Consider the following 13,292-nt stretch of genomic DNA (forward strand, 5'->3'; position numbering starts at 1 on the left):
TCAGAGCAGGGTGCCGCTGAGGATCAGCACCGCGACCGAGAAGTAGATCACCAGTCCACTCACGTCGACAAGAGTTGCGACAAACGGAGCGGAAGCACTGGCCGGATCGAGCCGCAGCTTCTGCAAGATGAAAGGTAGCATTGAGCCGGAGATCGAACCAAAGGTCACGATGCCGATCAGCGCGGTAAAGATCGTGAAACCGACCAGGACCCAGTGCTCACCATAGTCAAAGAGGCCAACATTCTGCCAGAGCGCGATGCGGGCGAAGCCGACGAGGCCGAGGATCGAGCCCAGCACGATGCCCGTCGGCAGTTCGCGCAGCAGCACGCGCCACCAATCGGAGAGCTTGAGTTCGCCGAGCGCCAGCGCCCGGATGATCAGCGACGTTGCCTGCGAACCGCTATTGCCGCCCGAGCTCATGATCAGCGGCACGAACAATGTCAGTACGATCGCCTTTTCCAGTTCGCCTTCGAAATGCTGCATGGCGCTTGCCGTCAGCATTTCGCCGAGGAAGAGGGCGCAGAGCCAGCCTGCGCGCTTGCGGATCATGCCGGCAAAGCCGATCTTCATATACGGCTTGCCGAGCGCTTCCATACCGCCGAACTTGTGGGCGTCCTCGGTCTGGTCGGCGATCATCGTGTCGATCACGTCGTCGACCGTGACGATACCGAGCATGTCTCCGTCTTCGCTGACGACAGGCAGGGCCAGCAGATTGTGCTTGCGGATCAGCCGGGCGACATCTTCCTGCGTCATCAGCGGATCGGCACGAACAACCCCTTCCTTCTGCGCAACGGTCAAAACAGGTTCGCCGGGATCGCCGGTGATTAGACGGCGCAGTGTAACGACGCTCGTCAGAACGTGGCTCACCGCATCCAGGACGTAGATGGCGTAGACCGTTTCGCGCGAACGCTCGACCTTGCGCACATGCTCCAGCGTCTGCTCGACGGTCCAGGTGTCGGGCACGCTGACGAACTCCGTCGTCATGATGCTACCGGCCGTGCGGGGCGGGTAGCCCATCAGATGTTGGACGGCGAGGCATGTCGTACGGTCAAGCCGCGAGAAAAGATGCGCGCGGGCCTCCTCGTTCATTTCCTGAAAGAGGTCCGCAACGCGGTCGTTCGCCGTGGCGTTCAGAAGGCGAGCGCCTAGCTCGACCGGCATTTCAGCGATGATCGCGGCGGCATTGTGCAGCTCAGGGCGGCCGAGAATACGGACAGCCTTCTGCTGCGGCAGCGTAACCAGGATTGCTGCGGCTTCGGGGATTTCAAGTGCGTTCAGCCGTTCGACGCGCTCGGCCGTGGTAATGGCGCCGAGGTGGTCGTTGCTGAACAAACGAGCGGCATGGCCCGCCCGCAGTGGGAAGCGATTGATGTTCATAGGCTCGCCTTTCCGTCGATCCGCCGTAGCGTCCGACGGGCGAGCCCGACAGGAGTCGGTCAGCGCACGAGGGCCGCGTACGGCAAAGGCAATCGACTGCTACTGTCGCTTGGCATCGTGATGATGGCTCCGTTGATATCCGCGGAAAACGGTTGCAATCCGCGTAATGCTGTAGGTGGTCTCAATTGGCAGAAGAGTCAAGCGCTTGAGGCGCTTCGTGCCAGAATGCCGCACCTGCTGGCGCGGCACTTCGTTCGAGCAGCTTTTGTTTGAACTACGGGAGGCGTTAGAAGCCCTCCAGGACCAGCTTTCCTTTCGTCCGACCGCTTTCGATCATAGCGTGCACTTTCTTCAGATTGGCAGCGTTGATCGGGCCAAGCGTCTCGCTAAGCGTCGTGCGGATCTTGCCGGCATCGACAAGTTCGGCAACCTTGTTGAGCAGCTTGTGCTGTTCGATCATATCTGGCGTGCCGAACAGCGGCCGCGTGAACATCAGCTCCCAATGGATGGACGCGGCCTTCCGCTTGAACGGCACGATGTCGAGCGTCTTCGGATCGTCGATCAGCGCGAAGCGGCCCTGCGGCGCGATGACCTCGACGATCTCCTTGATGTGCTGGTCGGTATTGGTCGTCGAGAAGACAAAGCCGGGGGCGCCGAGGCCAAGTGCCGCCACCTGTGCTGCAATAGGCTGCGAATGGTCGACGACATGATGGGCGCCGTGCTGTTTGATCCATTCGCTGGTTTCGGGCCGGGATGCCGTTGCGATGACCGTCAGGTCAGTCAGCGCACGTGCGATCTGGATCGCGATCGATCCGACGCCTCCAGCGCCGCCGATGATGAGGATTGCCGGTGCCGCCCCCAGAACCGGATCTTGTACTCTCAGCCGGTCGAAAAGCGCCTCGTAAGCCGTGATCGACGTCAGAGGCAGGGCCGCAGCAGAGGCGAAGTCGAGCGTCTTCGGTTTGCGTCCAACAATCCGCGCGTCGACCAGGTGGAATTCGGCATTCGAGCCGGGGCGGTTGATGACGCCGGAGTAGAAGACTTCATCACCGGCTTTGAACAGCGTGACCTCCGGGCCGACGGACTTGACGACGCCCGCGGCATCCCATCCGAGCACCTTGAGTTCGTCCGCCGCCGGCGCAACGCTTGCGCGCACCTTCACGTCGACCGGATTGACCGACACCGCCTTGACCTCGACCAACAAGTCGTGGCCTTTCGCTACCGGAATCGGCAGGTCGATGTCGATCAACGACGTTTCGGCGGAGATGGGCTGGGGGACCTTGTAGGCGACGGCGCGCATGGGAAACTCCTGTGTTCGTTGCACAGAGGCTAGATGCGTCCTATGCTCGATAAGCACAAGAATGCACAAATTCTGTACGTAGTACCAAAAAGGATACCGTCAAATGTCGCTTCCCCGCGCCAAGCTGACCCGCAACTTTCCAGGTTGCCCCGTCGAAGCGACATTGAGTTTTCTGGACGGCAAATGGAAGGGCGTGATTCTGTTTCATCTGATGGGCGGGACGTTGCGGTTCAACGAACTGCGTCGCAAGCTGCCCTCGGTAACCCAGCGGATGATGACGAAGCAGCTGCGCGAGCTTGAGGAATCCGGCCTTGTCTCGCGCACGGTTTTTCCCGTCGTGCCCCCACGTGTTGACTATGCGCTGACGCCGCTCGGCGAAACGCTGAATCCGGTCATCAAGGCGCTTGCCGCCTGGGGTGAAGAAAATGTCTTCTGCCTGCCGGAAGGCCGCTACCTTCGCGACGTTTCGGCTGTGTCAGGCGCCCCGGCCGCGGCGGTCGAGGCTTAGAGACGCGGCGAACACAAAGACACCGATAAACGACAGGATCGCGCCGACGTAGCCAGTGGCGGCAAAGCCGTAACCCTGTGCAATGACCAGTCCACCAAGCCAAGCCCCCAGCGCATTCGCGATGTTGAACGCGGAGTGGTGCGAAGCCGCAGCAAGCGTCTGCGCATCCGCGGCGACATCCATGAGCCGGGTTTGGACGGCGGGACCGGCGGCAAAGCCGCACCCGATGCAGAATACGCAAAGCGCCAGCATGAAGGGATTGGCCGCCGTCAGGGAGAACAGCGTCAGCACGACGATGTTGAACACTAGGCTGCCGCCGATCGTTCCCATCAGCGACTTGTCGGCGAGCCAGGAGCCGACGACGTTGCCGACATTCATGCCGATGCCGAAGATGATCAGCATCACGGCGACCATGCTCTCCGGCAGCATCGTGACCTGCGTTGTGGTCGGCGCGATGTAGCTGAACATGGCAAACATCCCACCGAAGCCGACGGATGCCGTGGCGAGCGTCAACAGGACCTGCGGACGCTTGAAGGCCCCGAGTTCCCGCTTGAAGCTTGCACCCTCGGCAACACGGTCGCGCGGCACGTAGTGCCAGATCAGAGCAACCGTCAGAAGGCCGACGATGCCGACAATCGTGAAGGCAAGGCGCCAGTTGAGCGACTGCCCGAACACGGTGGCGAGCGGCGTCCCGAGCAGGGTCGCAACCGTCAGCCCGAGCATGACGCGGCCGACAGCGCGGGCGCGTTTGTGCGTTGGCACCATGGATGCAGCGACGATCGCGGCGACGCCGAAGTAGGCACCATGCGGCAGGCCCGTTATGAAGCGCATCACCGTGAAGCTCTCGAAGGTGGGGGCCATCGCGCTCAAGATGTTGCCGATTGCAAAGATGCCCATGACGAGCAGGAGCAGCGAGCGGCGCGCCATTTTCGCAGCAAGCACCGCGATGATCGGAGCGCCGACAACGACACCGAGTGCATAGGCGCTGATCACGTAGCCTGCCTGCGGCGTCGTCACAGAAAACGTGTCGGCCACGTTAGGTAGCAGGCCCATGATCGCGAATTCGCCGGTGCCGATGCCAAAGCCACCGCAGGCAAGCGCCACCTGCACGAGTGCGATCGCCATCGGCGATGGCGCTTCGACCACAGAGCTCGTCTCAATGGAATCGTTTACGGCGACCTGACTCAAGAGGCACTCCTTGGCATTCGATGCGTGACGTACGGGACGAGGGCGCGTGCGCAGCCATGACCGGTAAGCCGGAGATGAAGGGAAATGGAGGTATCCTCCATTGTCTTATCTATCGACGGATGGCTGCGCGGCGTCGAGTGCGTTTTCTGCAGTGCAGCGTTCCCCGATATGCATACGTCCCTTGCAAATTTGGCAGTTCCCGCTCCTGAAGTCGGCGGAGCGCGCTTCAGCTTGAAATCGCTGGTGCAAGAACCATCTCTTAGCAGCGCGGGATAGGCCGTCGCCTCTCGCCGCGGATTACAGGAACTCTATGAAACTTATCGGCTTTTTCAATCGAGATGGCGGGACGTTCAGGACCACCGATATGGAGGCCTATGAAAGCCGGGCCGAAACGGTCTTCAGAGAGGCCGGCCATGATTTCGATGCGATCGTCTTTTCCGGCAAGGAGGTCGTGCCGGCCATGGAGCGTGCAGCTCGCCGCGACGACATCGACGGCATCGTCGCCGGCGGCGGAGACGGCACCATCTCGGCGGCGGCGTCCATTGCTTGGAAGAACGGTGTGGCACTCGGCGTGGTGCCTGCCGGAACGATGAACCTTTTCGCCCGTTCCTTGCGCGTTCCCCTCGATATCTGGCTGGCGCTTGAGACACTCGCCTTTGGCGAAGTCGACCAGGTTGATATTGCCAGCGCCAACGGGCGACCGTTCATTCATCAATTCTCAGCCGGGCTCCATGCGCGCATGGTGCGCTATCGAAATTCCTACACATACCGCTCGCGTCTCGGAAAGCTGGGAGCAAGCGCGCGTGCCGCCTTCGGTGTCGTGCTCAATCCGCCCGAATTCGAGGTCGACTTTGAAGCCGCGGGCGTTTACGAGCGCCGCCGCGTTTCCGCGGTCTCGGTTTCGAACAACCCTTTCGGCCAGAATGCCTTGCTTTATGCAGACAGCCTGACCAGCGGCGAACTAGGCTTCTATACCGCTAAGCCGCTGAAACCGCTCGGGGTCGCACGCCTGGCGGTCGACCTCTTGAGAGGCAAGGTGAAGGAGAATGCGGACGTCATGATAATGCATCCGGCACAAGTGCATTTGCACTTTCCAAAGCTGCATTCAAAGGCGAATTGCGTGATGGATGGCGAGTTGCGTCCTCTGGAGCGGGACGTTGCGTTGAGATTGCATCCCGGCGAACTCAAGGTCTTGGTCCAGCAAGGACTTGCTGCGCAGATTAACGAAGCCGAGCGGCGCGAAGTCGCTCCCTAGCAACTCCATGTTGCGGGATTTTTAGACCGGGTACTTGACGCGCGGCAGCCTGATCGCCGCACTTACAGGTCCGATGATCGTCAAGCATTGAAAGACGTCAACTACAGGCGCGGTAGGTAGGTGCGATAGTCGAAGTCGGAGACCGTGCGCAGGTAGGTGATAGCCTCCTTACGCTTGGTGTCTCCGTAGAGCTTTTGGTAGCGATCCCCGAATATGTCGGCGATGAACGGCGACGCCCTGAAAGTTTCGATGGCTGTCAGGAAGTCGTGGGTCAGTTGCGTCGTATGCGCAGGCGTGTGCGACGGCGTCGTCTCCTCGCCGGGATCGAGCTCGGAATCGATGCCAAGCAGCATGCCGCCGAGAATGGCAGCAAGCAGCAGATAGGGGTTTGCGTCGGCTCCGGCCACGCGGTGTTCAATGCGAGCGGCCGGGCCATTCAGATCGGGTATGCGGACCGCCGTGCCACGGTGACCGTAGCCCCAGGTCAGGTCGACTGGGGCGAACGAGCCGGGCTGGAAGCGACGATAGGAGTTGGCGAACGGTGCGAAGACGAGTTGCGCATCCCGCATGGTTTGAAGCAGGCCGGCGCAGACGGATTTCAGCTTTCGCGGTTCGTCGCCTTTTGCATCGAGAATATTGTTTCCATCCTTGTCGATGACGCTGGCGTGTACGTGAAGGCCCGAACCGGCATGATCGGAGTAGGGCTTGGCCATGCAGGTCGACTTTAGCCCGTGCCTGCGCGCAGCCTGTTCCACAATACGCTTCAGACAGATGCAGTCGTCGGCGGCGGCGAGGGCGTCGGGGCGATGCAGCAAATTGATCTCGAACTGTCCGGGGCCGAATTCCGCCGTTGTCGCATCCGCCGGCAACCCTTGCGCCTTGGCATAGGAGCGTACGGTTTGCAGATAGTCGTCGAGCGCATCGACGGCGCTCATGTCGTAGAGCTGGAAGCCGTTCGGCTCGCCGCGATAAGTGAGATTGAGAGGCGGCGAAGGCCGGCCGGTCTCGCGCCAATCCGGTTCGACGACGTAGAATTCGAGTTCGGTCGCGACGACTGGCGTCAGACCGCGCGCTTCATATCGCTTCAGCACGGATGCAAGGATAGCGCGGGGATCCATGAAGCTCGGCGTGCCGTCGAACTCGTGCATGGTTGCAAGCACCTGCATCGAACCCTCGGGCGCCCATGGCATCGGAGCCAAGCTGCGCTCGTCCGGAATGCAATTGCCATCCGGATCGCCTACGGAAAGCGAGAGGCCGGTAATGTCGTCGTTGTCGTCGCCCCAGATATCGAGCGACTGCGTCGACGACGGCAGACGCACTTCGCCGTCCCAGATCTTCTTCTGGGTATCGAGCGGAATCTGCTTCCCGCGCAGGTCACCATTCATGCCAACGAGCAGGAGCTCGATGCGCGGGTCGCCACCCACTGTCGTGCCATGAATCTTGTCGTCTGCCATGATCTTGAAAATCCCCGCGGAGAAGGCCAAGGTCGTAGCCTATTGGGAAGAGGCTTTCAATCTCCGAAGGTGTTTTGCAAATCATGTCCGATACTTACGCGCGCTCCAATCTCGCCGCTATCGACGCGGCACATCACCTGCATCCGTTCTCCGACATGGGAAAGCTGAATGCTGACGGCACGCGCATCATTCAGCGCGGCGAGGGAGTTAATATCTGGGACGGCCAAGGCAAACGCTATCTGGATGGCTTTGCAGGACTGTGGTGCGTCAACGTTGGCTACGGGCGCAGGGAGATCACCGACGCCGTTGCCCGGCAGATGAATGAGCTGCCCTATTACAACACCTTCTTCGGCACGACGACGACACCAACCACACTGCTGGCCGAGAAGGTCACATCCCGCGCCGGGCCTGACTTCAACCATGTCTTTTTCACCGGCTCAGGCTCCGAGGCGAACGACACATGGTTTCGTATGGCACGCGTCTATTGGAGCGCGGTCGGCAAGCCTTCGAAGAAGATCGTGATCGCCCGGAAGAACGGTTACCACGGCTCTACGGTTGCCGGCGCCAGCCTCGGTGGTATGAAGTATATGCATGAGCAGGGCGACCTGCCGATACCGGGAATTGCGCACATCGGACAACCTTACTGGTACGGCGAGGGCGGCGAGCTGTCTCAGGCCGAGTTCGGCCTGAAGGTGGCACGTGAGCTGGAGGCGAAGATCGACGAACTCGGCGAAGAGAATGTCGCGGCGTTCGTGGCTGAGCCGATTCAGGGTGCCGCAGGTGTCATCATCCCGCCCGAAACCTACTGGCCGGAGATCGCCCGCATTTGCAAGTCGCGCAACATCCTCCTGGTCTGCGATGAGGTGATTTGCGGCTTCGGCCGTCTAGGGGAATGGTTCGGCCATCAGTATTTCGGCGTCGAACCTGACTTGGCACCGATCGCCAAGGGACTTTCCTCGGGTTATCTCCCGATCGGTGGCGTGCTCGTCAGCGACCGAATCGCTGACGTTCTGATCAACGAGGTCGGGGACTTCAACCATGGCTTCACCTACTCCGGTCACCCCGTCTGCGCCGCCGCAGCGCTCGAAAATCTCCGCATCATCGAGGACGAAAGGCTCGTCGAACGCGTTCGTGACGACATCGGTCCGTACTTTGGCACGGTCTGGGGCGCTCTTGGTGAGCACGATCTCGTTGGCGAGGCCGTGAGCGTCGGCCTCATGGGCGCGCTTCAATTGACTGCTGACAAGGCAAGCCGCATGCGCTTCGAAAAGCCGGATGCGGTCGGCGCGCTCGTGCGCAATCATGCTCTCGCGAACGGACTTGTTCTGCGCGCCACGGGAGACCGGATGCTGGCTTCACCGCCTCTCGTTATTAGGTACGAGGAGGTGGATGAGATGGCGCGTATTACGAAGATCGCGCTTGATGCCGCATGGCAGGAACTGAGAAGGTAGGTGCTACAGTCAGCGTGGATAGATCCAAGCGTAGCCGAAGAGGCGCTGGTCTTCCGGTCGTCCGTAAACATAGCCGACACTCATGTGCTTCACCGCCACAGCCGAATATTGCGAGCCGAGATTTCTCTGTACCCATGCATCCAATTCCGGCTGCAAAGCCGTCCCCTCCTTGGAGGTGAGCCAGACGGCTAGGATTGGTTTCTCGGCCGTCCACTCATGGTCGACTTCCAGATTGCCGAAAAACGTGCATAGCGTTGGGACGTCGGGTAGTTGCAGACGCAGGTTGCCGGATGCGGCCCAGCCATCGGTTAGCACGAGCCCGGGGCGCTTGCCTTCCTCGGCAAGAATCCTGCTGACGAACTCCTCGTAGGGCGCATTGTAGGCCTCCGGTCGACCGAAAAGCGTCGGTACATTCGCGCGCACGAAAACCAGCGACGGCACCACGATCATCACTGCAAGCGGCACGACAAAGAAGCGCTTCGCGAAATCCTCGGCTCGAATCCCGCGCGCCTGCATCTTCAGGCAAAATGCGATCGGCATCAGGAATAGGAGGGGCAGCACCCACCGGTCACGCATGGACGTTATGCCGATGGCGAAAACCAGCAACAGAACCTGCAGCCCAATCACCAGGAAGATGGTGTCGAAAAAGTGAGCCCAAACGGTCGTCGGTCGCAAATTGCGGAGAAATTTCTTGCCGAAGATGATCGCATATACCGCAACGAGCGGCGCCATGATCACGAGGACCTGCCCGAAGAACTCTGTCGGCCCCTTGATCAGCTTAGCGAGTGTGCCGGTGGGCGCTTCTTGCGCCATGGTATTTAATGTGCGAGTTGCGGCCAAGCCTAGATTGTCGAGCAGCCAAAGGCCATGCGGTAGGAAGATGAGGACCGCAATAGCCAGCGACAACAGAAAACGCCTGTCGAACAGCCGCTTCAGTCCGTCCGGATGCAGGAACACCGCAACCAGTGCGGCGGTAACAACGAGGGTGAAGTTGTACTTCGTCAGCATGCCGAGGCCAAGCGTCACGCCGATCATCACGTAGGAGAGCAGCGACGGCGCCTTCAGCGTTTTGACGATGCTGTAGAGAAGCAGGTTGATCATCAGCATCTGGGCGACCGTATGGGTCAGGTCCCTTTGTGCCTGCCAGAAAACCTGCGGAATCACGAACAGCGAAAGCGTCGCGATGGCGGCGAACAACCGGTCATCGAGTACGAGTTTTGCGAGCTTGTAGTAGCTCAGGAAAAGAAAAAACAGGACCAGGTTCTTGGCTGCGGCAATCGTTGCGATCGACAGTCCGAGGACGGACACGACCATGGCCTGGAACCAATTATAGAGCGGCGGCTGAGTGTCGTAGCCGGCAACGAGCCACTGCGAGAAGAACGCCTGCTGGGATTCATCTACTCGCAGGCCGTTTGGCACCAGCAGACGGACGATGAAGCTGACAACGAAATATGCCGCCAGCAGAAGGACAATGGTATCCGGCTTCCGAGCCAGCAGATTACGCATTCTCGCTTCCATCGAAGACTTGGCGGACGATGTAGTTCGGTGAGGTGTCGTCGCGATAGTAGGTGCGGGCGATCATCTCTGCGAGAATACCTGTCGTGATCAGTTGGACCGACGAAAGCATGAAGACGACGCCGACCATCAGCATCGGGCGGGTGCCGATATCGTTGCCCAGGATGAATTTGTCGATGAACAGATACAGCATAATCAGCGCGGAGATCGCACCGAGGCCGAGGCCCAGCGAGCCGAAGAAGTGGCCCGGCCGTGCCTTGTAGCGCATGAAGAACATGACAGAGAGCAGGTCGAGGATAACGCGGAAGGTGCGCGAGATGCCGTACTTGGACTGCCCGTGCTGACGGGCATGGTGGGTCACGACCATCTCACCGATGCGCGAGCTCGGCACGACGCCGGCAACCCAGGCGGGGATGAAGCGGTGCATTTCGCCCATCAGCTTCACTTGCTTGATGATCGAGGCACGGTAGATTTTCAGGCTGCAGCCATAGTCGTGCAGTTTCACACCGGTAATGCGCCCGATCAGGTAGTTGGCGCACCATGACGGGATCTTGCGCAGCAGCAGGCCGTCCTGCCGGTTCCTGCGCCAGCCGACGAGAAGATCCAGTTGGCGGCGCTCGAGTTCAGCCACCATGGACGGAATGTCCTTCGGATCGTTCTGCAGGTCGCCGTCCATGGTGGCGATCAACCGCCCTGTCGCGGCGTCGATACCGGCCTGCATTGCGGCAGTCTGGCCGAAGTTGCGCTGCAGCTCGACAATCCGCAGGACAAGGCCCTCGCGGCCGATATTCTTGCGCGCATTTGCTAGTGTCGCATCCGTGCTGCCGTCGTCAATCAGGATCAGTTCCCAGGGATCAGGATAACCTGTCATGGCCAAGCAGATGCGATCGATAAGTGGGCCGACGCTCTCTTCCTCGTTAAAGACAGGCACAACCAGCGACAATTCGACCGGCCGCATCGCTTCCACGAGGCCTTGACGCGAGTCTACCGTTGTCTGCACGTTTGATTTCTCCTACAAGGCGCACGGGCGCAGGCGGCTTCAGCCGCAATAGTCAGGAAAGCCTACTATATGAAGTTTCCGGTTGTTGCCAGCCGACAATCCTGGTTTATCCGCAATCGAATGACGCTGCTGACGATCGCAATTGTGGCCGCTTATGCGCTTTTCATCCAGTGGTTCTGGGGTTGGTCGGTCATTCTCGGACAATGGGCTGAAGTGGGTACAATCTCGGTTGTCAGCGCCCTGACTTTGCTTACCAGCACCTACTTCCTCAGGACCTGGCGCATCTATGACTACTTCCCGCGTGAGACGGCCGGGCGCTTCAAAATACTCTTCCGCGTTACGCAGATCCACAACCTCCTGAACATCATGCTGCCGTTTCGAACCGGAGAAACCAGCTTTCCGGTCTTGATGCGCACCGAGTTCGGTATCCCGCTGGCGCGGGGCACGTCTGCGCTTTTCGTGATGCGTTTGCTTGACCTGCACGCCTTGCTGGCTGCCGCCGGCATAGGCTTTGCAATCGCATCACCGCACCAGATCATTGCATGGCTTGTTTGGACCGCCCTCCTGGCGCTTCCAGTGGCCGCTTTTGCACTCAGGCAACCTTTGTTGCGGTTTGCGAGCAGGATTCTGCCGGCGAAGGCGCAGAAGCTCGTGGTCGAAATCGAGAGGGGGCTCCCGGTCGATGCCGCGGCTTTCACGCGCGCCTGGGTGATGACCGTTGTCAACTGGCTCGTCAAGGTGTTGGTACTTGCTTGGGCCCTCAATCTCATGGGTGTTTTGCCGATGGCCGCAAGCTTCGGCGGCGCGCTTGGCGGCGAGCTTTCGTCGGTGCTTCCGGTGCATGCGCCCGGTGGTGTCGGCACCTATCCTGCTGGGATAACCGCCGGTGCCGTCGCCCTTGGTGCGTCCAGTGAAAAGACGGCGCTCGCTGCCTTGGCACAGGCAAGCATCAATGCACATCTGCTGATCATCGTTTCGGCCCTGACAGGGACGGCAATATCACTGCCGCTCGGTCGCAACCGAAAGCTCTGAGATTCGCTTCTTCAGGAATGCCCGCTCGGGCGCTTGCTGACATAGCCCCAGGGCTGCCTCGTATGCCGCAATCGCATCCGCTCTCCGTCCCAGTTGCCTTAGAAAATCGGCGCGGGCCGAATGCGCCAGGTGGTAACTCTCCAGCGCTCCTGCCTGCAGGATTGCGTCAACGAGTTGCAGACCTCTTTCGGCTCCCTCCACCATCGCCACTGCGACTGCCCTGTTGAGTTCGGCAATCGGCGACGACTGAGCTGATAGCAAGAGATCGTAGTAGTTGACGATGCGCCGCCAGTCTGTTTTTTCAGGCGTTTCGGCTTGCGCGTGCTCTGCGGCGATGGCCGCCTGCAGCGTGTAGACGCCAACCTCGCCATTCCGCATCGCGCCCTCGAGGCGTGCGAGACCCTCACGAATCTTTTCCCGGTCCCAAAGCTTGCGATCCTGATCGACCAGGAGAATGAGGGTTCCCTCCGAGCTTCGCCTGGCGGCGCGACGCGAATCCTGAAGCAGCAGAAGGGCAAGTAATCCAGAGACATCGGGATGCGGTAAGAGACGCGCCAGCAGCCGTGTGAGGCGGATGGCTTCCAAGGTCAGGTCGGCTCGGACAACTTCGTCGCCGGACGAAGCGGAGTAGCCCTCGTTGAAAACCAGATAGATGACATGCAGCACCCGGTCGAGCCGCTCGGGCAGTTCGCCACGCTCCGGGACCTCGTAGGGAATTTTAGCCGTGCGAATCTTGTTCTTTGCCCGCACGATACGCTGTGCCACGGTGGGGGCGGGGACGAGAAACGCGTGAGCGATCTCCTCGGTCGTGAGCCCACATATCTCGCGGAGCGCCATCGCCATCTGCGCGTCAGCCGGTATCACCGGATGGCAGCACGTGAAGATCAGGCGGAGCATGTCGTCTTCGATCAGATCCATGTTGCCGATCTCCGTTTCGTCGAAAGATCCGTACAGACTTTCCTCGATATCTTTTACAGACATATCGAAACGGGACCGGCGCCTGATATGGTCGATCGCGCGAAACCGTCCGGCGGAAACAAGCCAGCCGAAGGGGTTTGCCGGAACACCATCGCGAGGCCATGTGCGTGCAGCGGCCGCAAACGCGTCATGCAAGGCTTCTTCGGCCCTGTCAAAGTCGCCGAGGAGACGGATGAGCGTCGCTAGCACCCGGCGAGATTGCGATCGGTAGATATCCTCGATCAGACGTTCCAA

11 protein-coding genes are annotated in these 13,292 nt (G+C 60.3%); 4 read left to right on the forward strand and 7 right to left on the reverse strand.

Annotation, left to right across the window (positions count from 1 at the left end):
* Both mgtE and FHT71_RS18805 read right to left on the reverse strand, forming a co-directional pair.
* The gene (mgtE, locus tag FHT71_RS18800; protein ID WP_132591651.1) at nt 1-1,377 is read right to left on the reverse strand and encodes a magnesium transporter; all 1,377 of its coding nucleotides are present in this window, start codon (nt 1,375-1,377) and stop codon (nt 1-3) included.
* A gap of 286 nt (nt 1,378-1,663) precedes the next feature.
* A complete protein-coding gene (locus FHT71_RS18805; RefSeq protein WP_132591653.1) occupies nt 1,664-2,677 on the reverse strand; it encodes a zinc-binding alcohol dehydrogenase family protein in 1,014 nt (337 codons plus the stop codon).
* Between the two features lie 103 nt (nt 2,678-2,780).
* Between FHT71_RS18805 and FHT71_RS18810 the strand changes: the two genes are divergently transcribed.
* Complete coding sequence (locus FHT71_RS18810; RefSeq protein ID WP_132591655.1) at nt 2,781-3,185, forward strand: helix-turn-helix domain-containing protein; 405 nt, start codon at nt 2,781-2,783, stop codon at nt 3,183-3,185.
* Here the strand turns inward: FHT71_RS18810 and FHT71_RS18815 are convergent.
* A complete protein-coding gene (locus FHT71_RS18815; RefSeq protein ID WP_132591657.1) occupies nt 3,153-4,373 on the reverse strand; it encodes an MFS transporter in 1,221 nt (406 codons plus the stop codon). The genes FHT71_RS18810 and FHT71_RS18815 overlap by 33 nt on opposite strands.
* A 310-nt stretch (nt 4,374-4,683) precedes the next feature.
* On the opposite strand from FHT71_RS18815, the gene FHT71_RS18820 reads away from it, so the two are divergent.
* Entirely contained in the window at nt 4,684-5,628 is a 945-nt protein-coding gene (locus tag FHT71_RS18820) for a diacylglycerol kinase family protein (protein ID WP_132591659.1), read from the forward strand.
* Between the two features lie 101 nt (nt 5,629-5,729).
* Here the strand turns inward: FHT71_RS18820 and FHT71_RS18825 are convergent, their stop codons facing one another.
* Nucleotides 5,730-7,082, reverse strand: coding sequence for a glutamine synthetase family protein (locus FHT71_RS18825; protein ID WP_183721373.1), 1,353 nt, complete (start codon nt 7,080-7,082; stop codon nt 5,730-5,732).
* 83 nt (nt 7,083-7,165) lie between these two features.
* Between FHT71_RS18825 and FHT71_RS18830 the strand changes: the two genes are divergently transcribed.
* Nucleotides 7,166-8,533 carry an aspartate aminotransferase family protein gene (locus FHT71_RS18830; RefSeq protein ID WP_183721376.1) on the forward strand — a complete coding sequence of 456 codons (1,368 nt, stop codon included), beginning with the start codon at nt 7,166-7,168 and terminating at the stop codon, nt 8,531-8,533.
* A gap of 9 nt (nt 8,534-8,542) precedes the next feature.
* Here the strand turns inward: FHT71_RS18830 and FHT71_RS18835 are convergent, their stop codons facing one another.
* Together FHT71_RS18835 and FHT71_RS18840 are read right to left on the reverse strand one after the other, a co-directional pair.
* Entirely contained in the window at nt 8,543-10,039 is a 1,497-nt protein-coding gene (locus FHT71_RS18835; RefSeq protein WP_183721379.1) for a glycosyltransferase family 39 protein, read from the reverse strand.
* On the reverse strand, nt 10,032-11,048 hold the full coding sequence (locus tag FHT71_RS18840) for a glycosyltransferase family 2 protein (RefSeq protein WP_132591667.1): 1,017 nt from the start codon (nt 11,046-11,048) through the stop codon (nt 10,032-10,034). Before FHT71_RS18840 ends, FHT71_RS18835 begins: the two co-directional genes overlap by 8 nt.
* Before the next feature lie 69 nt (nt 11,049-11,117).
* On the opposite strand from FHT71_RS18840, the gene FHT71_RS18845 reads away from it, so the two are divergent.
* Nucleotides 11,118-12,080, forward strand: coding sequence for a lysylphosphatidylglycerol synthase domain-containing protein (locus FHT71_RS18845; protein WP_132591669.1), 963 nt, complete (start codon nt 11,118-11,120; stop codon nt 12,078-12,080).
* Here the strand turns inward: FHT71_RS18845 and FHT71_RS18850 are convergent.
* Complete coding sequence (locus FHT71_RS18850; RefSeq protein ID WP_132591671.1) at nt 12,048-13,292, reverse strand: RNA polymerase sigma factor; 1,245 nt, start codon at nt 13,290-13,292, stop codon at nt 12,048-12,050. The two genes, FHT71_RS18845 and FHT71_RS18850, sit on opposite strands and share 33 nt — an antisense overlap.

It is taken from the genome of Rhizobium sp. BK060, assembly GCF_014193145.1.
Taxonomy (GTDB): Bacteria; Pseudomonadota; Alphaproteobacteria; order Rhizobiales; family Rhizobiaceae; genus Rhizobium.

Bases quoted from the DNA above. Each gene is read 5' to 3' on its own strand.
- mgtE (WP_132591651.1), bottom strand. From the start codon at position 1,377: ATGAACATCAATCGCTTCCCACTGCGGGCGGGCCATGCCGCTCGTTTG.
- FHT71_RS18805 (WP_132591653.1), bottom strand. From the start codon at position 2,677: ATGCGCGCCGTCGCCTACAAGGTCCCCCAGCCCATCTCCGCCGAAACG.
- FHT71_RS18810 (WP_132591655.1), top strand. From the start codon at position 2,781: ATGTCGCTTCCCCGCGCCAAGCTGACCCGCAACTTTCCAGGTTGCCCC.
- FHT71_RS18820 (WP_132591659.1), top strand. From the start codon at position 4,684: ATGAAACTTATCGGCTTTTTCAATCGAGATGGCGGGACGTTCAGGACC.
- FHT71_RS18825 (WP_183721373.1), bottom strand. From the start codon at position 7,082: ATGGCAGACGACAAGATTCATGGCACGACAGTGGGTGGCGACCCGCGC.
- FHT71_RS18830 (WP_183721376.1), top strand. From the start codon at position 7,166: ATGTCCGATACTTACGCGCGCTCCAATCTCGCCGCTATCGACGCGGCA.
- FHT71_RS18835 (WP_183721379.1), bottom strand. From the start codon at position 10,039: ATGCGTAATCTGCTGGCTCGGAAGCCGGATACCATTGTCCTTCTGCTG.
- FHT71_RS18845 (WP_132591669.1), top strand. From the start codon at position 11,118: ATGAAGTTTCCGGTTGTTGCCAGCCGACAATCCTGGTTTATCCGCAAT.